Annotated in this window: 16 protein-coding genes; 5 read left to right on the forward strand and 11 right to left on the reverse strand. The window is 71.1% G+C overall.

Translation table 11 applies throughout. From position 1 onward, the window contains the following. Positions 1-119: 119 nt before the first annotated feature. Complete coding sequence (locus tag AC07FK_RS16720) at positions 120-296, reverse strand: hypothetical protein (RefSeq protein WP_479105617.1); 177 nt, start codon at positions 294-296, stop codon at positions 120-122. A 151-nt stretch (positions 297-447) separates the two neighbouring features. After that, a complete protein-coding gene (locus AC07FK_RS16725) occupies positions 448-1,293 on the reverse strand; it encodes an LLM class F420-dependent oxidoreductase (protein ID WP_479105618.1) in 846 nt (281 codons plus the stop codon). A 227-nt stretch (positions 1,294-1,520) separates the two neighbouring features. Here AC07FK_RS16725 and AC07FK_RS16730 point away from each other — a divergent pair, with 227 nt between their 5' ends. Next, positions 1,521-3,140 carry a CehA/McbA family metallohydrolase gene (locus AC07FK_RS16730; protein WP_479105619.1) on the forward strand — a complete coding sequence of 540 codons (1,620 nt, stop codon included), beginning with the start codon at positions 1,521-1,523 and terminating at the stop codon, positions 3,138-3,140. An 86-nt stretch (positions 3,141-3,226) separates the two neighbouring features. Here AC07FK_RS16730 and AC07FK_RS16735 read toward each other — a convergent pair whose 3' ends face one another. From AC07FK_RS16735 to AC07FK_RS16765, 7 genes are all read right to left on the reverse strand, one after another. Then, a complete protein-coding gene (locus tag AC07FK_RS16735) occupies positions 3,227-4,786 on the reverse strand; it encodes an APC family permease (protein ID WP_479105620.1) in 1,560 nt (519 codons plus the stop codon). A gap of 226 nt (positions 4,787-5,012) precedes the next feature. Next, positions 5,013-6,482, reverse strand: a complete 1,470-nt coding sequence (locus AC07FK_RS16740; RefSeq protein WP_479105621.1) for an aldehyde dehydrogenase family protein — start codon at positions 6,480-6,482, stop codon at positions 5,013-5,015. After that, complete coding sequence (locus AC07FK_RS16745) at positions 6,479-8,218, reverse strand: N-acyl-D-amino-acid deacylase family protein (protein ID WP_479105622.1); 1,740 nt, start codon at positions 8,216-8,218, stop codon at positions 6,479-6,481. The genes AC07FK_RS16740 and AC07FK_RS16745 overlap by 4 nt, the downstream gene beginning before the upstream one ends. 56 nt (positions 8,219-8,274) lie before the next feature. Beyond that, positions 8,275-9,405 (reverse strand): LLM class flavin-dependent oxidoreductase, encoded by a 1,131-nt coding sequence (locus tag AC07FK_RS16750; protein ID WP_479105623.1) that lies wholly within the window; start codon positions 9,403-9,405, stop codon positions 8,275-8,277. Positions 9,406-9,498: 93 nt separating this feature from the next. Further along, the gene (locus AC07FK_RS16755) at positions 9,499-10,284 is read right to left on the reverse strand and encodes an SDR family NAD(P)-dependent oxidoreductase (RefSeq protein ID WP_479105624.1); all 786 of its coding nucleotides are present in this window, start codon (positions 10,282-10,284) and stop codon (positions 9,499-9,501) included. Between the two features lie 15 nt (positions 10,285-10,299). Then, entirely contained in the window at positions 10,300-11,247 is a 948-nt protein-coding gene (locus tag AC07FK_RS16760; RefSeq protein ID WP_479105625.1) for an LLM class F420-dependent oxidoreductase, read from the reverse strand. Positions 11,248-11,368: 121 nt separating this feature from the next. Further along, positions 11,369-11,800, reverse strand: a complete 432-nt coding sequence (locus tag AC07FK_RS16765) for an ATP-binding protein (protein ID WP_479105626.1) — start codon at positions 11,798-11,800, stop codon at positions 11,369-11,371. Between the two features lie 285 nt (positions 11,801-12,085). Here AC07FK_RS16765 and AC07FK_RS16770 point away from each other — a divergent pair, with 285 nt between their 5' ends. Then, entirely contained in the window at positions 12,086-12,838 is a 753-nt protein-coding gene (locus AC07FK_RS16770) for a DUF6879 family protein (protein WP_479105627.1), read from the forward strand. Positions 12,839-12,851: 13 nt separating this feature from the next. Continuing rightward, positions 12,852-13,703: a helix-turn-helix domain-containing protein gene (locus AC07FK_RS16775; protein WP_479105628.1), complete on the forward strand. Its 852-nt coding sequence runs from the start codon at positions 12,852-12,854 to the stop codon at positions 13,701-13,703. A gap of 21 nt (positions 13,704-13,724) precedes the next feature. On the opposite strand, the gene AC07FK_RS16780 is transcribed toward AC07FK_RS16775, so the two are convergent. Together AC07FK_RS16780 and AC07FK_RS16785 are read right to left on the reverse strand one after the other, a co-directional pair. Further along, positions 13,725-14,138: a PaaI family thioesterase gene (locus AC07FK_RS16780; protein ID WP_479105629.1), complete on the reverse strand. Its 414-nt coding sequence runs from the start codon at positions 14,136-14,138 to the stop codon at positions 13,725-13,727. A 123-nt stretch (positions 14,139-14,261) separates the two neighbouring features. After that, positions 14,262-15,482, reverse strand: coding sequence for an amidohydrolase family protein (locus tag AC07FK_RS16785; protein WP_479105630.1), 1,221 nt, complete (start codon positions 15,480-15,482; stop codon positions 14,262-14,264). A 171-nt stretch (positions 15,483-15,653) separates the two neighbouring features. Between AC07FK_RS16785 and afsR the strand changes: the two genes are divergently transcribed. Both afsR and AC07FK_RS16795 read left to right on the forward strand, forming a co-directional pair. Beyond that, complete coding sequence (gene afsR / locus AC07FK_RS16790; RefSeq protein WP_479105631.1) at positions 15,654-18,662, forward strand: SARP-family global regulator AfsR; 3,009 nt, start codon at positions 15,654-15,656, stop codon at positions 18,660-18,662. Positions 18,663-19,019: 357 nt separating this feature from the next. Further along, positions 19,020-19,193 (forward strand): hypothetical protein, encoded by a 174-nt coding sequence (locus AC07FK_RS16795; RefSeq protein ID WP_479105632.1) that lies wholly within the window; start codon positions 19,020-19,022, stop codon positions 19,191-19,193. Positions 19,194-19,388: the final 195 nt, after the last annotated feature.

A 19,388-nucleotide genomic window follows, 5' to 3' on the forward strand; every position in this document is an offset into this window, starting at 1 on the left:
CACCAACCACCCACCAACCCGGGCGCTCACGCCGGTCTGGAACGCGGTGTCGCACCAGCAACCGTCGCCGCACCCGCCGAGACGGTGTCACCCCCGCTCACAAGGCGTCATAGACGCCCTCAGGGAGTCGACATCGAGCTGAAGACCACGAATCCCAGCAGCATGCCGACGGCCAGGCCGACTGCCGCGACGATCAGGGACGTCACCGCGAGCGGCTCGTCCTTCGACTTGGCGATCCCGCCGAAGACCAGGCCGAGGACGCCGAACAGGGGCGGGCAGAAAAACAGGGCTACCACGCCGAAAACGATCGCGACGATACTGAACGGGCTTCTCTGCACGTGCGTTCCTCTCCCCCGAGGTGCCGGCCGAACGACCGGGCGCCCACCATGCCGAATGGCCAAGGTAGCGGGGCCCGGCCGCCCGGCACAGAGGGGCGGACATGAGTGGTCAGATAAACATCGCGTACTCATCCAGTACGCGAAGCACCTCCGCCTCTCCCGCCGGCGGCAGCTGCAGCACCAGCTCCTTGATTCCCAGCTCCGCGTAGTGCGCCACCTTGCCCGCGCTCGGCCGCACCGCGTACGGAACCACCTGCAGCGCCTCCGGATCGCGGCCCGCCTCCTCCCAGAAGGTACGCAGCACCGGCACCGACTCGGTCAGACCTCGGCCACCGATCGGAAGCCAACCGTCCGCGTACTCCGCGATGTGCGCGAACAGCTTCGGACCTGCCGCCCCGCCCACCAGCGTGCGCGGTCCGCCCACCGGGCCGCGCGGCTTCTGTACGGGCTTCGGATGGGCGTACGACGCCCGTACCGCGCCGAACTGCCCCTCGTACGCCGTTGGTTCCTCTGCCCACAGTGCCCGCATCAGCGCCATCCGGTCCCGCGTCCGTTCACGACGCGTGGTCCACTCCACACCGTGGTCGGCGGCCTCCTCCTTGTTCCAGCCGTAGCCCACGCCGAGCGTGAACCGACCGCCGGACAGGTGGTCCAGAGTCGCGATCTGCTTCGCCAGGTCGATCGGGTCGTGCTGCGCCACGAGGGTGATGCCCGTGCCGAGTCCCAGCCGTTCGGTGACCGCTGCGGCCTGGCCGAGGGCGACGAAGGGGTCGAGCGTACGGCCGTACTCGCGCGGGAGGTCGCCGCCCGCCGGGTACGGCGACTCGCGCGACACCGGGATGTGGGTGTGCTCGGGCAGATACAGAGCGGCGAAGCCGCGCTGCTCCAGCTCCCTTGCGAGCCGTACCGGCGTGATCGTCTCGTCGGTGAGAAAGATCGTGGTGGCGATCCGCATACAGGACTCCTCATCATCGTGGTGTCGTGCAGTGTCCAACCGTGCTGCGCTCCGTCAGGCCGTGCCATGCCATGCCGTGCTGTGTCGTGCGTGTCATTACCGCGTCGTGCCGTAGAAGTCGGCTGCCGGATCGGGGCCGCTTCCCTTCCGTTGCGGAGGAGTTCAGGGCTCAATGACAGGGTCTCAGCACAGGCCCCAGTACGCCCCACCGACGGGGAGATGCCGACATGACTGGATCAACCGGCAGCAGACCGGCCGACGGGCCGCACGCGCACCCCGCCGGCCGCCCGCCCGACGGTTCGCGCAAGCCGCCCATCGGTCGGCGGGCGGTCGTTGTGGGCGGTGGTGCGGCCGCCCTTGGCCTGGGCGGTGTGAGTTTCGCGCGGGCCGCGTCGTCGGCCCGCGGGGAGGAGAGCAGGACCGTACGGGGCGTGCTTCCTCCCGGGTCGCCCGACTACGTATACCTGCCGGTCGAAGTGCCGCGCGGGGTGCGTGAGTTGGCCGTGTCGTACACGTATGAGAGGACGCCCGTGCCGCCGCCCGGCACCCAGGGCAACGCCCTCGACATCGGGATCTTCGACGAGCGCGGCACCGCTCTCGGGGGGCGCGGCTTCCGGGGGTGGTCCGGCGGGGCGCGGTCGGAGTTCTTCGTCCGCGCCGACGCGGCGACGCCCGGGTACATCCCGGGCCCCGTCCGCGCGGGCACCTGGAACATCGTGCTCGGCCCGTACACCACCGCTCCCGGAGGGCTGCCGTACTCCGTGACCGTCACGCTCCGGTACGGCGCCCCCGGCGCCACCCCTGTCCCCGCCCATCCGCCCGAGCGCGCCAAGGGGCGGGGCCGGGCCTGGTACCGGGGTGACTGTCACCTCCATTCCGTGTACTCCGACGGGAGGCGCACGCCTGCCGAGATCGCGGCTGCCGCCCGTGCCGCGGGGCTCGACTTCATCAACACCAGCGAGCACAACACCCACGCCGCGCACAGCGCCTGGGAGGGACTGTGGGGTCCCCACCCCGACGGCGAGCTGCTGATCCTGACCGGGGAGGAGGTCACCACGCGCAACGGTCATGTCCTCGCCGTCGGCACCGAGCCCGGCACGTTCGTCGACTGGCGCTACCGTGCCCGCGACAACCGTTTCGGGCACTTCGCCCGCGCCATCCGCCGCGCGGGCGGGCTCGTCGTACCCGCGCATCCGCATGCCACCTGCATCGGGTGCGCCTGGAAATTCGGGTTCGGGGACGCCGACGCGGTGGAGGTCTGGAACGGGCCGTACACCCCCGATGACGAGATCGCGCTCGCCTCCTGGGACAGCGGCCTCGCCACCGGTACGCGCGGCTGGGTTCCCGCCGTCGGCAGCAGCGACGCCCACCGCGAGCCGCAGCTCGTCGGCGCGCCGCAGACAGTGGTACTGGCCGACGACCTGAGCCGCGACGCGATCCTGGACGGCATCCGCGCGGGCCGTTCGTACGTCGCCGAGTCCTCGGCCGTGTCGTTGTCGTTCGGCGCCTCGGGCGGGCGCGCCCGCCATGCGGGCATCGGCGGCCGGCTGGACGCGGGGGCCGACACGCCCGTGACGGTGCGCCTGGAGGTCACCGGCGCGCCGGGCTGCACCGCCCACTTCGTCACCGACCAGGGGACGCTCCACACCGCGCCGCTGCCGGCGTCGGGGCCGGGCGTGGTGGAGTGGCGCACGACACCGGCGTACGCCACGTACGTACGCGCGGAAGTCCGCCACCCGCCGGCGGTGGCCGGCCTGCCGGGAGCCTTCGCGGCGCTCACCAACCCCGTGTTCCTGGGAGGGGCGGCGGTGGCGTCGGAACGCCGGGGCGCGCCGGGGACGGCATGACGGGAGGGCCGGGAAACCGTGTCGATGGTTTCCCGGCCCTCCTGAGACTCAGATGGAACCGGTGGTCAGTCCGGCGGACCGGCGGGTCAGTCCTCGACGACCAGCGCCGGGGTCTCCTTCGTCAGCACCTCGCCGCGGAAGAAGGCCGGGCTGACGCGCTGCATGCCGAACATGAGCACCGCACCGAGCAGCAGCAGGCCGACACCGATCACGAAGACCGAACCGACGCCGAAGAGGGAGCTCCCGCTGCCGTACGCCGGGTCCCACATGTCGTACAGGGTCTGGCCGAAGACGGCGGTGAGCATGAGGGCGCCGACGCCCGGGAAGACGCCCTTGACCATCAGGCTGCGCGCCGAGTTGCGCAGTTCGCCGCGGAAGAACCAGACGCAGGCGAAGGCGGTGATCGCGTAGTAGAAGCAGATCATGAGACCCAGCGCGTAGATCGTGTCGATGAGGACGTTCTCGCTGAGCAGGGTCATCACGGAGTAGAAGGCGCCGGTGGCGATGCCCGCCACGACGGTCGCGCGACCGGGGGTCTTGAAGCGCGGGTGCACCTTCGCGAAGGAGGCCGGCATGGCCTGGTAGGTGCTCATCGCCAGGGCGGTGCGCGCGACCGGGATGAAGGTGGTCTGCAGGCTCGCCGCGGCGGAGGCGACGACGGCGACGAAGAGCAGGATGCCCATCCCGGAGCCCATGATCGGTTCGGCGAGGACCGCGAAGACGTTGTCGGCGGTGTCCGGGTTGCCGAGGCCGGTGCCCTTCTCGCCCACGCCGGCGTACATCTGCGCGGCGATGGCGACCATCAGGTACGAGACGACGATGACGACCATGGCGAGCATCGCGGCGCGGCCGGGCGTTTTGGCGCTGCCGACGCTCTCCTCGTTGACCGACAGGCAGGCGTCCCAGCCCCAGTAGATGAAGATCGACAGGGACAGGCCGGCGGTGAAGGCGGCGAAGGACTCGACCGCGAAGGGGTTCATCCAGGACCAGGAGAAGTCGATCGAGTTGGCGACCTCGTCGGACTTGGTGAGCGCCATGAAGACGAACATGGCGAGTACCGCGAGCTGGAGGCCGACGAGGGCGTACTGGACCCACTTGGTGGCGGTGATGCCCCGGTAGCTGATCGCGGTCGCGATGGCGATGAACGCGAGTGTGGTGAGGATGTGGACGAACTTGTTGTCGTCCAGCGCGGCGAGCCCGGAGCCGCCCGGCAGCTCACCGAGAAGCAGATAGAAGAAGGAGGTCGCGACACCGGCGAGGTTCGAGAGCACCACGATGGTGGCGACCAGCAGGCCCCAGCCGCACATCCAGCCGATACGGGGCCCGAACGCCTTCACCGACCAGGTGAAGGAGGTGCCGCAGTCGGGTACGGCCTTGTTCAGCTCGCGGTACGCGAAGGCCACGAGCAGCATCGGCAGGAAGCCCGCGAGGAAGACGGCGGGCATCTGGAGCCCGACCTCGCCGACCGTGGGGCCCAGCGTGGCCGTGAGGCAGTAAACAGGCGCAACGGTGGAGATGCCGATGACGGCGTTGCCCATCAGCCCGACGGAGTTCCCGCCCAGGCCCTTCTCGCGTACGCCGCCCTCCACCGAGGGGGCGCCGCTTACCGTGTCTCCGGCCTGGGGCCGTGTATCCACATGAGTCATAAGCGGGACGTTAACGGCTGCGTTTTCCACATCCGGAGTGCTTCACTCCACTCCAGAGATCCTGGCATTCACCGGCACTGAACCGGTCTTTGATTGAGGATTGAAGGTGATGTGCGGCCACCAGGCAGTCATTGCCAGGCGGTGACGAGAACTTCCGTGCTGCGGAAACCGCAACACTGTCCATTTTGCCCCATTCAAAAGTTTCCCGTACGTCTTTCAGGAGGGCTCACCCGGTCCAGACGATCGCCTGCGTCTCGCTGTACGCGTGCAGCGCGTACGAGCCCACGTCCCGCCCCACTCCGCTCTGTTTGAAGCCGCCGAACGGCGCCTCCATGTTGCGCCCCACGGTGTTCACCCCCACCCCGCCCGCGCGCAGCCGCCGCGCGACCCGGAAGGCCCGGGACACGTCCGCCGACCACACGTAGTCGATGAGCCCGTAATCGCTGTCGTTGGCGAGCGCGATGCCCTCCTCCTCGTCGCCGTCGAAGGGGACGACGGCCACGACGGGGCCGAAGATCTCCTCGCGGACGACGCGCATGTCGTTCGTGCAGTCGGCGAGGAGGGTGGGCGCCACGTAGAAGCCCTTCTCGTACGACGGCCTGTCGCCGCCCGCGACCAGCCGGGCGCCCTCCCTCCTGCCCAGCTCGACGTACGACTCGACGCGGTCGCGGTGGGCGGCGGAGATCACCGGGCCGACCACCGTGTCCGGGGCGGTGGGGTCGCCCACCTTCAGGTGGCCGGCGTACGCCGCCAGCTTCTCGACGAGGCGGTCGTAGACGCCGCGCTGGGCGATCACGCGCGTCGGCGCCGTGCAGATCTGACCGCTGTAGAAGGAGAACGTCGTGCCGATGCCCCGGACGGCGGAGTCGAGGTCGGCGTCGTCGAAGACGAGCGCCGCGCCCTTTCCGCCCAGCTCCATGAGCTGGCGTTTCATGCCGCGTCCGCAGACTTCCGCGATGCGCCGGCCCACCGCCGTCGAACCGGTGAAGCTGACCATGTCGACGCCCGGCGCGTCGACGGCGGCCTCGCCGGCGGCCGGCGACGAGCCGGTCACGACGTTCACGACGCCGGGCGGCACTCCGGCCTCGGCCAGCGCCGCCGCCATGCGGTAGACGGACAGCGGGTCCTGCGGTGCGGGCTTCACCACGACGGTGTTGCCCATGGCGAGCGCGGGCGCGACCTTGCCCGCCGCGTTGGCCCACGGGTTGTTGTACGACGTCACGCAGGTGACGACGCCGACCGGCTGCCGTACGGCCAGCGCGCCGACGACGCCCGCCTTCCCCATCGGTCCCGCCGGGTTCACCTGCGGGGGCAGCCCCGTCTCCACCGGCTCCAGCGCTCCGCGCGCGTAGCGCCGGAAGCGGGCGGCGGCGACGGCGACCTGCATGCCGAGCGCGGTCGCGGCCGTGGCGCCGGTCTCGGTGCGGGCGACGGCGGCGTGTGCGGCGGCATCGCGCTGGATCAGGTCCGCGGCCCGGTCGAGGATCGCGGCGCGCTCCTCGGGGGCGGTGCGCGACCAGGCCGGGAAGGCGGCCCCGGCGGCCGAGGCGGCGGCGTACACCTGCGCGCGGCTCGCCTCGGGGGCGAGGCCGGCCACGTCCCCGGTGGCCGGGTCGACGACCTCGTAGTGGCCGCCGTCGGGCTCGGTCCACTCACCGCCGATGAACAGCCTGCCGGGCGGCTCCTCGGGGCTCACTTGGTCGTCACCGTCCTCGTGTCCCTCCCGGAGCGCAGCACCGTGCCCGGCACCGCCCCCGTGACCTGGTCGTCCCGTATCGTCTCGACGCCGTTCACGCGCACGGAGACGACACCGATCGCCTTGGAGTCGAGCCGGGGACTGTCCCCGGGCAGGTCGTGCACGAGCGTGGCCGGGCCCGCCGCGATCCGCTCCGGGTCGAAGAGGACGAGGTCCGCGTGGAAGCCCTCCTCTATACGTCCGCGCTCGCGCAGCCCGAAGAGCTGGGCGGGGTCGTCGGTCAGCATCTTCACCGCCTTCTCCAGCGGCACCAGCCTGCGGCCGCGCAGGCAGTCGCCCAGGAAGCGCGTGGTGTACGGCGCCCCGCACATCCGGTCCAGATGGGCCCCGGCGTCGGAGCCGCCGAGCAGGACGTCCTCGTGCTCCCAGGTGCGCCGGCGCAGCTCCCAGCTGGCGGGGTCGTTGTCCGCGGGCATCGGCCACAGGACGGTGCGCAGACGGTCGTGGACGCAGATCTCGACGAGACAGTGGAAGGGGTCCTGGCCGCGTTCGGCGGCGATGTCGCGCACGACGCGCCCGCTGAGACCCTCGTTGGCCGGGGAGTACGTGTCGCCGATGACGTACCGCCCGAAGTCGGCGAGGCGGCGGAAGACGCCGGCCTCCTTGCTGTCGGCGCGGCGCAGCATCTCGGCCCGTACGTCCGCGTCGCGCAGCTTCTCGATGCGCTCGGGGACGGGCAGGGAGAGGACGTCGCCCCAGCCGGGGATGAGGTTGAGGGCGCAGAACGTGCCGAGGGACATGTTCATGGGCGTGAGGATCGGCATGGTGAGGGCGACGATCCGGCCGCCGGCCCGGCGGGCCCGTTCGCTCGCCTCGAGCTGGCGGGGGACGCGTTCGGGCACGGCCGCGTCGATGGTGAGGACGTTCCAGTTGAGCGGGCGGCCCGCGGCGGCGGTCATGTCGACGAACAGGTCGATCTCGTCGTCCGTGAACTGGTCGAGGCAGCCGGCGACGATCGCCTCCAGCTGCGTGCCCTCGTGCTCTCCGACGGCGCGGGACAGGGCGACGAGCTCGGCGGGGGCGGCGTGGCGGGAGGCGACGGGCTGCCCGTCGCCGTCGGTGTGGGTGGACGACTGGGTGGTGGACAGCCCCCACGCGCCGGCGTCCATCGCGTCGCGCAGGAGCTGGACCATGCGCGCCGTCTGCTCCTCGGTCGGCCGGCCGCCGACCGCGTCGGCGCCCATGACGTGGCGGCGCAGCGCGCAGTGGCCGACCATGAAGCCGGCGTTGACGGCGATGCGGCCTTCGAGGGCGTCGAGGTACTCACCGAAGGTGTGCCAGTTCCAGGGGGCGCCCTCTTCGAGCGCGACCAGGGACATGCCCTCCACCTTCGACATCATGCGGCGCGTGTAGTCGGCGTCCTCGGGGCGGTCGGGGTGCAGCGGCGCGAGGGTGAAGCCGCAGTTGCCGCCGGCGACGGTGGTGACGCCGTGGTTGAGGGACGGGGTGGCGTACGGGTCCCAGAAGAGCTGCGCGTCGTAGTGGGTGTGGGGGTCGACGAAGCCGGGGGCGAGGACGAACCCCTCGGCGTTCTCGGTCGTACGGGCGGGCTCGTCGACGGCGCCGGGCGGGGCGATCACGGCGATGCGCCCGGCCCGTATCCCGACGTCGGCGGCGTACGCGGGGGCCCCGGTGCCGTCCACGACGGTGGCTCCGCGGATGAGGTGGTCGAGCATGGCGGTCCCTTCGGGTGAGGAGAGGGGGAGGAAGCCCCGCGCGGCCGGCTGGTCGCTCAGCCCGCCTGCGCCGCCTGGCGGAAGCGGGTCGTCCGGTGCACCGGATCCGTGTCGATCTCCGGGATGACGTGCTCGCCGATCAGCTTGATCGTCGTCATCGTGTCCTCGGGCGACACCCCGATGGGCAGTCCGAACGACAGCTGGTCCGCCCCCGCCTGCTCCCACCGCTTGCACTGCCGCAGCACCTCGTCCGGGTCCCCGCAGATCATCAGCTCCTCCGCGATGAGCAGCTCGACGATCTCCGCCGTGTACTCCGGCAGCAGCTCCGGCCACTCCGGGATCCCCTCGGGGCGGGGGAACGTGTCGTGGTAGCGGAAGAGCAGCGACTGGAGGTAGTTCAGCCCGCCGCCGACCGCGATCTCGACCGCCTTGTCGTGCGTCTCGGCGCAGATCGCCGTCGACGTCACCATGACGTTGTCGTTGACGAAGCCCCCGATCGGCTCCGCCTCCTTCACCGCGTTCTTGTACGACTCGACGACCCACTCCATGTCGGAGACCTTCTGGACGCTGAAGCCCAGCACCCCGAGCCCCTTCTTCCCCGCCATGGCGTACGACGACGGCGACCCGGCGGCGTACCACATCGCCGGGTGCGACGCCCCGTACGGCTTGGGCAGGATCTTGCGCGGGGGCAGTGACCAGTGCTTGCCCTGGAAGCCCACGTACTCGTCCTGGAGCCACATCTTGGGGAACTCGGAGATCGTCTCCTCCCAGATCTCCTTGGTGTGGTTCATGTCGGTGATGCCCGGCATGAAGCCGAGGATCTCGTGGCTGCCCGCCCCGCGCCCCGAGCCGAACTCGAAGCGCCCTTCCGACAGGTGGTCGAGCATCGCGACCTTCTCCGCGACCTTGACCGGGTGGTTCACCGGCGCCAGCGGGTTGAAGATGCCCGAGCCGAGGTGGATCCGGTCCGTCGCGTGCGCGAGGTATCCGAGGAAGACGTCGTTCGCGGAGAGGTGCGAGTACTCCTCCAGGAAGTGGTGCTCGGAGGCCCAGGCGTACTTGAAGCCGGACCTGTCCGCCTGGATGACGTACTCGGTCTCCTCGATCAGCGCCTTGTGCTCCGCCCCGGGGTCGGTCCTGGCGCGCGCGGCCGGCACGTACCCCTGTACAAAGAGCCCGAATTCCAAGGTGCTTCTCCTTAGAAAATCTGACGGATCGTCAGTTGAGGATGCCCACGACTGTTCCACCGCCCCCAGGGGCCGTCAATAGCTGACGCACCGTCAGAACAGGCTCACGCCCGCCAGCCATCCGCCGTCGATGACGAACGGCTGACCGGTGATGTACGACGAGTCGTCGCTCGTCAGGAACAGCGCCAGCGCCGCCACCTCCTCCGGTCTCCCGATGCGCCCCATCGGCACGAGCTTCTTGTAGAGCTCGTCGACCGCGACCCCGGAGGCCACCGGATCGGCCGCCGGATCGAGCGCCGCCGGGTTCGTCATCGGGGTGTCCACCGCTCCCGGGCACACGGCGTTGACCCGGATCCGCTTCGCCGCGAGCTCCACGGCCGCGACCCGGGTCAGCCCGAGGACGGCGTGCTTGGTCGCCGCGTACGCGCCGACGAAGGCCATGCCCGTCAGGGCCGTGTACGACGCCGTGTTGACGATCGTCCCGCCGCCCGCCGCCTCGATCTGGGGCGCCACGGTTTTGATCCCCAGGAACGCGCCGACCTGGTTGACCTGCACGACCTGCTGGAACTCCTCCAGCGGAGTGCTCACCAGCTCGTTGAAGCGCAGGATCCCCGCGTTGTTGACCAGCCCGTCGATCTTCCCGAACGTCTCCTTCGCGGCGGCCACCGCCGCGACCCAGTCGGCCTCCCGGCGCACATCCAGGTGGACGTACGCCGCGACGCCCTCGCCCAGCTCCTCGGCGAGCGCCTCGCCCCGTTCGTCCAGGACATCGGTGAGCACCACCTTCGCGCCCTCCGCCACGAAGAGCCGCGCCTCCTGCTCGCCCTGCCCGCGCGCCGCGCCGGTGATGACCACGACCCGCCCGTCGAGCTTTCCCATCGGTGCCCCACTCCTTCAGTCGTCGAGGTGCGGAGCGACCTCGCCTGCGAAGGCCGCCATCTGATCGGTCAGTTCGTCCAGGCTCCTGTTGCGGAAGCGCACCTGGATCTGGTCGACCCCCATCGCCCGGTAGGCGCGCAGCGACTCGGCCAGGCGGGCGGGCTTGCCGGACAGCGTGCGCCGCCCGACGTCCCAGGACGGCTCGCCGACGTACAGCGGCTCGGTGATCGCGCCGATCTCGATCGGGGCGGTGACACCCGCTTCCGCCCGCGTCCGCCTCAGCTTCGCGATCTGCGCGGGCAGGCGGTCGCGCGGATCGCCCTGCGGCAGCCACCCGTCCCCCCGCACCGCCGCCCGGCGCACGGCCGCCGGCGACGACCCGCCGACCCACACCGGCACCTGACGCTGCGCGGGCCGGGGCCGCTGCCCGAGCCCGCTGAACGAGAACCGCTCGCCGGCGAACTCGGGGTACTCCTCCTCCCCCAGCGCCGCCCGCAGCGCGTCGATCGTCTCGTCCAGTACGCCGCCCCGGCCCGCGAAGTCCGCCCCGACCGCGTCGAACTCCTCCCGCACGTGCCCGGCCCCCACGCCGAGGACCAGCCGGCCGCCGCTCAGGTGGTCGAGCGTCGCGTACTGCTTGGCCGTGACCAGCGGATGCCGGAGCCCGACGACGGCCACGTGGCTCAGCAGGCGTACGCGCTCGGTGACGGCGGCGAGGAAGGCGAGCGTGGCGACCGGGTCGTACCAGACGGTGCTCATGGCCCCGGCCAGCCGCTGCGGGATCGCCACGTGGTCGCAACTCGCGAGGTAGGCGAAACCGGACCGGTCCGCGACCCGGGCCACCTCGGCCAGTTCCCGGGGTCCGGCCTCCGACTCCCACGTCTCCGCGTAGATGGTGCTCTGCGACTGGACCGGGAGCTGCATCCCGTACGACAGCCGCCCTTCGGGCAGAACCCGCGCCATGAGAACTCCTCCGGAGCTGACGACCCGTCACCGACGGACGGCCAGGCCATCGTCATACCTGACGCCTCATCAGGCAAGAGGACGGCACGCACGGCGCCCGTCCCGGCGGTGGCGACACCGGTCAGCCGGACGCCAGCCGCACGCGGACGGTCTTGCCGCAGTGCCGGCGGAGGAACCAGGTGATCTCCCCACCGAGGTCCCGTACGACCCACAGACCCCGCCCGCGCTCCTCACCGTCCCCCGGCACCCCGCACGCGCCGAACCCGGGGAACGCCGCGACCGGATCGGACACGTCGATCAGCAGGGCCCCGTCCTCCAGCACCGCGAGCCGCACCCACAGCTCGTGGCCCGGCTTGTGGCCGTGATGGACGGCGTTGGTGACCAGCTCCGAGACGACCAGCACGGCGTCCTGCACATCACCCGGCCACCCCCACAGGGTGAGCCGGCGACGGACGTGTATGCGGGCGAGGCGCACGGCGCCGGCCGTCAGGGGGTAGCCGGCGGAACGCTCCCGCACGACGGGCGCGTAGACACCCTGCCCCGGATCCGTCATCACGGCCTCACTCGGTCGTTCCACTCGGCAACCCCGATACGACTCATACGCGCACCGGGCCCGTCCGTCTCAACTCGCACGGAGAGCGGGTGCGCTGCTTACGCCGGTCGAGACGGGACGTTACGGACAGCCCCTTACACCTGGCGCGAAAGTTTCTCGGTGTTTCTCGAAAGGCAGGCACGCTTTCTCGACCTTTCCCACACGGTCGGCGACAAGCTGCACCGCGAGGCCCGAGACCCCGCGATGCTGAGCACTGGGCCGACTCCCGAGCGAAAGGACACCCCTATGAGGCGGTTGCGCTTCAACGGAACAGGCAGCGGCGTGAACGGATGTCCGTCGATCCACGAGGATCTCGACACGGGGGACATCATCGTCCACGGCCCACCGCTCACGGATCCCGACGACACGGCTCAGCTCCGGCACTTATCCGAAGGGGAGACGGCGATCGTCGTACCACGAGAGCTTCTGATCGATTTCGGCCCCAAGGAGGCGGACCGAGTGCCCGACATCATCGGCCTTGACGAGTTCGACAAGCTCTTCACCTCGTTCAAGCACACCGCATGGCGGCTTGAGACACGGCGCAGGTACGCCTCCGATGAAGTCTCGGACACGTACGCCCAGTTCGAGCGCGGCGAACCCGTGGTGTGGGACGGAGCCAACGTCGAATGGTGCGCCGAGCGCCGCGAGCAGACGGCTCTGGGCAAGCGGTTCGAGCGGGTACGCGTGGTCGACGACCCACCGACACCCGGCCAGCTGTACCTGCTCGACAACGCGAAGCGGAATTCCTCCGTGGGCGAGGACATCCGCAATCTGCGGCGCGCCGACGCGGAACGGCTGAACCTGCCCGAAGAGGACTTCTGGCTCATCGACTCACGGCTCGTCGCTTTGCTCCGCTTCGACGACGCCGACAACCTGATCGACGTCGAACTGATCACCGAACCCGCGGCGGTCAATCGGTACGCTCAAGTACGCGATGCGGCCTGGCACTACGCCGTACCGTACGAAAGGTTCGCGGCCGCAGTGACCGCCTCGATGTAGCGAGAGAGACCTGGTGAGCACCGACTTCCAACAAGCTCGCGCCGCGCTCGGAGTACGTCTTCGGGAACTGCGCGAATCTTCCCCTGGAAGTCGGCTCACCGGGGCCCGCCTGGCGCAGGCCCTCGGGTGGCCGCATTCCAAGGTCAGCAAGCTGGAGAACGGTCGGCAGACCGCCACCGTCGAGGATCTGCGCGCGTGGGCCGAGGGAACCGGCCACCCGGAAGCGGCCGAAGAGCTGCTCGCCCGGCTGGCCGGCCTCGAATCCCACATCCGGTCGTGGCGGCGGCAGCTTGCTTCCGGACACCGCGCCGTGCAGGACGCGATCAGCACGGAGTTCGCGCGGTCGACGGCGTTCCGCGCCTGGGAGAGCTCCATGATCGTCGGAGCCCTCCAGACCGCCGACTACGCGCGGAACATCTTCAGCCGGTACTCCGAACTGCAGCAGTCACCCCGCGACACAGAGGACGCCGTACGAGCGCGGCTGCGGTGGCAGGACAGCTTGTACCGCCCCGGGACGAAGTACCGCATCGTCATGTGGGAAGGGGCGCTGCACGCGCAGGTCTGCCCGCCCGCCGTACTGGCAGCACAGCTCGACAGGCTGGCAGGCGTCATCGGACTGGACACCGTCGAGCTCGGTATTGTCCCCTTCTCCGCACCTTTGCGGATTCCGCCCGCCAACGGGTTCTGGATCTTCGACGAACGCCTGGCGATCGTCGAGGACTGGCACGCCGAGCTCTGGATCGACGACGCCGCGAGCATCGCCGTCTACTCCAAGGTGTGGTCCACCCTGAGCGCGTCGGCCGTGTACGGCGCCGACGCGCACGCGGTGATCAGACGCGCGCGGCGCGCCCTGGACCTCCACTGACGGCTGCCTGGGCCTGCGCGCTCACCCCAGCAGCGCGTAGACCGCCGAGGCGCGGGCCGCCGGGTCGCCCGACCCGGTCGCGGTCATGGTGATGTCGGCGAACGCCATGCGCCTGCCCAGCTTGGTGACGCGCGCGTCCAGCAGTACGTCCGCGCCGACGACCGCCCGCTGGAAGGACGTCGACTGCTGGACGGTGGTCATCGGCACGAACGCGCCCCGGGCCGCGGACACGGCGATGACGGTCGCGGTGTCGGCGGCGGCCATCAGCGCCTGCCCGGACAGCCCGCCGCCCTCCCTGGCGAGCCGGCCCGACCAGGGCAGCCGCAGTACGGCGTGGAGCTCACCGGTCTCGACGACGGCGAGCCCGAGGTCGAGCACCCAGGGGGCGAAGTTGTCGGCGAGGATCTTCTCGGCTTCCGCGAGGCTCAGCGTCATACGTAGATGATCCCGCCCGGCGGCGCCCGCCACCAGAGGCCGGCCCGAGGGCGGCGCGCCGCACGATCCACCCGCACCGGCACTCGGCGCACGGCGCGCCGCACGATCCACCGGCAACCGCCGTCACGGACCCGGCCACAGCCCCTCGTCGGTGAGGCCGAGCAGGTCGATGGCGTTGCCGCGCACGATCCGGTCCACCACGTCCGGGTCGAGGTGCCCCATCTGCTGCTCACCGACCTCACGCGACTTGGGCCAGGTGGAGTCGGAGTGCGGGTAGTCGGTCTCGTAGAGGACGTTGCCCACCCCGATCGCGTCGAGGTTCCGCAGACCGAACGCGTCGTCGAAGAAGCAGCCGTAGACGTGCTCGGCGAAGAGCTCGGACGGCCGGCGCAGCACCTTGTCCGCCACGCCTCCCCAGCCCCGGTTCTCCTCCCACACCACGTCCGCGCGCTCCAGGATGTACGGGATCCAGCCGATCTGCCCCTCGGCGTACATCACCTTCAGATGGGGGAAGCGCTCGAACTTGCCGCTCATCAGCCAGTCGACCATAGAGAAGCAACAGTTGGCGAAGGTGATCGTCGAGCCGACCGCCGGCGGGGCGTCGGCGGAGGTCGACGGCATCCTGCTGGAGGATCCGATGTGCATCGCGACGACCGTTCCGGTCTCGTCGCACGCGCGCAGGAAGGGGTCCCACGCGTCGGTGTGCACGGACGGCAGGCCCAGGTGCGGCGGTATCTCGGAGAACGCGACCGCGCGCACGCCGCGCGCCGCGTTCCTGTGCACCTCGGCAGCGGCGAGCTCGGCGTCCCACAGCGGGACGAGGGTAAGAGGGATGAGGCGGCCGCGGGCGTCCGGGCCGCACCACTCCTCCACCATCCAGTCGTTGTACGCCCGGACGCCCAGCAGCCCCAGCTCGCGGTCCTTGGCCTCGGTGAACGTCTGGCCGCAGAAGCGCGGGAAGGTGGGAAAGCAGAGCGCCGACTGGACGTGGTTGACGTCCATGTCGGCGAGGCGGTCAGGAACGGAGTACGACCCCGGCCGCATCTGCTCGTAGGTGATGACTTCCAGCCTGATCTCGTCCCTGTCGCACCCGACGGCGGTGTCGAGCCTCGTCAGGGGGCGGCGCAGGTCCTCGTACACCCACCAGTCACCGATCGGCCCGTCGTCGCCCTTCGCGCCCATCACGGGCGCGAACTTTCCGCCCAGAAAGGTCATTTCCTTCAGCGGGGCGCGGACGACGCGGGGTCCGGAGGCCCGGTACTTGGACGGGAGCCGGTCCCGCCAGACGTGCGGGGGCTCCACCGTGTGGTCGTCCACCGAGATGATCTTCGGGAAGGTCTCCATGCGTTCCACGGTAGCGCCGATCTGACGATCCGTCAGCTAGTAGGCGGTGGGTGGGTAATGGGTAGGCCCCTTCCGGTGCTGCCGCATTCGGCATGGACAAGGCAAACTGACTGTTGCGACTGGGCGGTAGGGCAGACCGCAGGCGGCAGCAGAGGCAGTAGGGGGAGTGCGATGGACGGCGTACCTCGGGTACCGGAGCAGCGGGCTCCGGCTTCCGCTCCGGGTCCGCGGCCCGACGGAGGCGCCCGGCACGAAGGCGGCGGCGACACTCGGCTCGAAGACCAGCGACAACGTCCCGAGGCGGTGCGCTTCAGCGTCCTCGGACCCGTCCGCGCCTGGCGCGGCGCCGAGTCCCTCAACACGGGCTCGCCGCAGCAGCGCGCCCTGCTCGCCGCGCTCCTGCTCCGCGACGGCCGCACCGCCACCGCCTCCGAGTTGATCGACGCGATCTGGGGAGCGGACCCGCCGTCGCAGGCACTGGCGGCGGTACGGACGTACGCCTCCCGGCTGCGCAAGGCGCTGGCCCCTGGGACGCTCGTCAGCGAGTCCGGCGGGTACGCGATCCGGGCGGGCGCCGACACCCTCGACCTGGCCGTCGCCCAGGAACTGGCCGCCGACGCGGAGAAGTCCCGCGCGTCCGGCGACCGCTGCCAGGCCCGCTCGCTGATCAACAAGGCGCTCGGCCTGTGGGACGGCGAACCGCTGGCGTCGGTGCCCGGGCCGTACGCCGAGAACCAGCGGACCCGCCTGGAGGAATGGCGGCTCCAGCTCACCGAGACCCGCCTCGACCTGGACCTGGAGGTCGGCTGCCACGCGGAGGCGATCTCGGAGCTCACCGCGCTGACGGCCGCGCACCCGCTGCGCGAGCGGCTGCGGGAGCTGCTGATGCTCGCCCTCTACCGCAGCGGGCGGCAGGCGGAGGCCCTCGCCGTGTACGCCGATACGCGCCGCCTCCTCGCCGACGAACTGGGCGTGGACCCGCGCCCCGAACTCGCCCACCTCCAGCAGCGCATCCTGGAGGCCGACGCGGACCTGGCCCGCCCGGTGGAGCCCGTACCCTCGGCGGCCCCGGCGCTGGTGCGCCCCGCGCAGCTCCCTGCCACCGTGCCGGACTTCACCGGCCGGGCGTCGTTCGTACGCGACCTCGGGGACCGGCTGGCCAGGGCCGAGTCCAGCGTGATGGCCGTGTCGGCCCTCGCCGGCATCGGCGGCGTGGGCAAGACGACGCTCGCGGTGCACGTGGCACACGCGGCGCGCTCCCACTTCCCCGACGGCCAGCTGTACGTCGACCTGCAGGGCGCCGGCCAGCGCGCCGCCGAGCCGGAGACCGTCCTCGGCTCGTTCCTGCGGGCCCTCGGCACCCCGGACGCCTCCATCCCCGACACCCTGGACGAGCGCGCGGCCCTCTACCGCTCGACCCTCGACGGCCGCCGCGTCCTGGTCCTGCTCGACAACGCCCGCGACGCCTCGCAGATCCGCCCGCTGCTCCCCGGCACGACGGGCTGCGCGGCCCTCGTGACGAGCCGGGCGCGGATGCTGGGCCTGGCCGGGGCGCACCTCGTCGACCTCGACGTGATGTCCCCCGAGGAGGCGCTGCGGCTCTTCACCAGGATCGTGGGCGCCGAGCGGGTCGCCTCCGAGCGCGAGGCGGCGCTCGACGTCGTCGGCGCGTGCGGCTTCCTCCCCCTGGCCATCCGCATCGCGGCCTCCCGCCTGGCGTCCCGCCGCACGTGGACGGTCTCCGTCCTGGCCGCGAAGCTGGCGGACGAACGCCGCCGCCTCGACGAACTCCAGGCCGGCGACCTGGCGGTGAAGGCCACCTTCGAGCTCGGCTACGGCCAGCTGGAACCCCAGCAGGCCCGCGCGTTCCGCCTCCTGGGCCTGGCCGACGGCCCCGACATCTCCCTGGCGGCGGCAGCGGCCGTACTGGACCAGCCCCTCCACGAGACGGAGGACCTCCTGGAGTCCCTCGTCGACACGTCCCTCCTCGAATCCGCCGCCCCCGGCCGCTACCGGTACCACGACCTGGTCCGCCTCTACGCGCGTGCGTGCGCGGAGCGCGACGAACAGCCCCCGGTGGAACGGGAGCGCGCCCTGTCCCGCCTCCTCGACTTCTACCTGGCCACGGCGGCAGCGGTCTACGCCCTGGAACGCCCGGGCGACCGCCTGGTGGACCACCTGGAGCCGACCGGCCGCGCGGGCCTGCGCTTCGACGAACGCGCCAAGGCGCTCGACTGGCTCCACACCGAGGCCGAATGCATCCTGGCCTGCGCGCAGCAGTCCACCGACGCCGCGTCCGTCCAGCGCGCCGTGGACCTCCTCCTCGCCGCCAAGGACCTCTCCGAGTCCGGCGCGAACTTCCGGCGGTACGAGAACACGACGCACACACTGCTCGACGCGGCCCGGCGCACGGGGAACCTCCGGGCGGAGGGCCGGGCCCGTACCGCGCTCACGCACGTGTTCCACATCGCGGGCCGCTTCGACCAGGCGGAGGCCGAGGCCGAGGCGGCCATGGCCCTGGCGCAGGGAGACCCCATCCCGGGCGGCTACGCGCCCAACATCAGGGGCTTCATCGCCATCTACCAGAAGCGCTACAGCGAGGCGGAGAAGTACCTCGCGCTCGCCATAGACAACTTCCGCGCCGACGGGAACCGCCCGAGCGAGGCCAGCGCGCTGTGCAACCTCTCCCGCGCGCACCTGGCCATGGGCCGCACCACCAGCGCGGTGGAACTGGCCAAGCAGGGCGTCGACATCTACGACCGGCAGGGCCTCACGCTGCGTCTTGCGAACGGCCGTTACGCCCTCGGGATGGCCCTCACCCAGGCCGGCCAGTTCGGCGAGGCGCTCGACCAGCTCACGCACGCCCTCGGCATCTTCCACGAGAACCGGCAGCCCCTGTGGGAAGGCGTGACCCACTTCAGGCTCGCCGAGGTGCACCTCGCCGCACACCGCCCGACCCTTGCGGCAGCGCACGCCGAGCAGGCCATCGCGCTGCGCGGCATCGGCGGCGAATGGCGCCGGGGCACGGTCCTGACCGTACTCGGCAAGGCGCTCGACCACCTGGGCCAGGTGGACCGCAGCAGGGCTTGCTGGGGAGAGGCCCTGACGATCTTCGAAGATCTCAACTCCCCGGAAACAGCCGAGGTCCGAGCCTTGCTGTCTTCGGTGAGGGCGGCGTAGGGGGTGGGGGGTGCGGGCCGTGACCGGTTGGGGACGTGGGCCGTGTCCGGTTGGGGCGAGCTGGGCGTCGGACGGTGAGCGGTGCGGGGTCGGCCGGCGGTGAGCACTGTGGGATCGAACTGTGGGATCGGTCGGCGGTGATCAATGTGGGGGGTGAGGACGCCCTCACCAAGGCGTTCATCGTTCGTTTATCCCTCTCCGCCACTGTCATACCTATCGATCCGTCGCGTCGGGGGGCAGACGGATCGGCGCAGGACCGGCCAACTAAGTTGTACGGTCCCAGCCCGTCCGGCAACCCTCGGGGGAGTTGCCGGGCGGGCTTACTTGACCGTTTCGCCGACACACCTTGGAGCGACGATGAGCGACATCAAGCAGCCGACGGGCAGCCCCAAGCCACTGGACGACCACATGTCCGGCGCGGAAGGGGACATCGCGAAACCGCTGAAGCCGCTGGACGACCACATGTCCGGTGCGGAGGGAGACGTCCTGAAGCCGCTGGACGACCACATGTCGAGCGAGCCGGTCACCTGATACCGCATTCCACGGGGAACGAAGGCCGCGGTGGCCCGGAGGGGAAGCCACCGCGGCCTTCGTCGTGGGAGGGGGCGGGGGGAGCCCACGGGGGAACTCCGGTAAGTGGCCGTTCACCGTTGCCGGACCCCAACCCACACACCCGCAAGCCACCAAGCCGACTCGCACCACGATCCCCGCTCCCGTGCAGGGCGT

Source organism: Streptomyces sp. NPDC046122 (assembly GCF_056429965.1).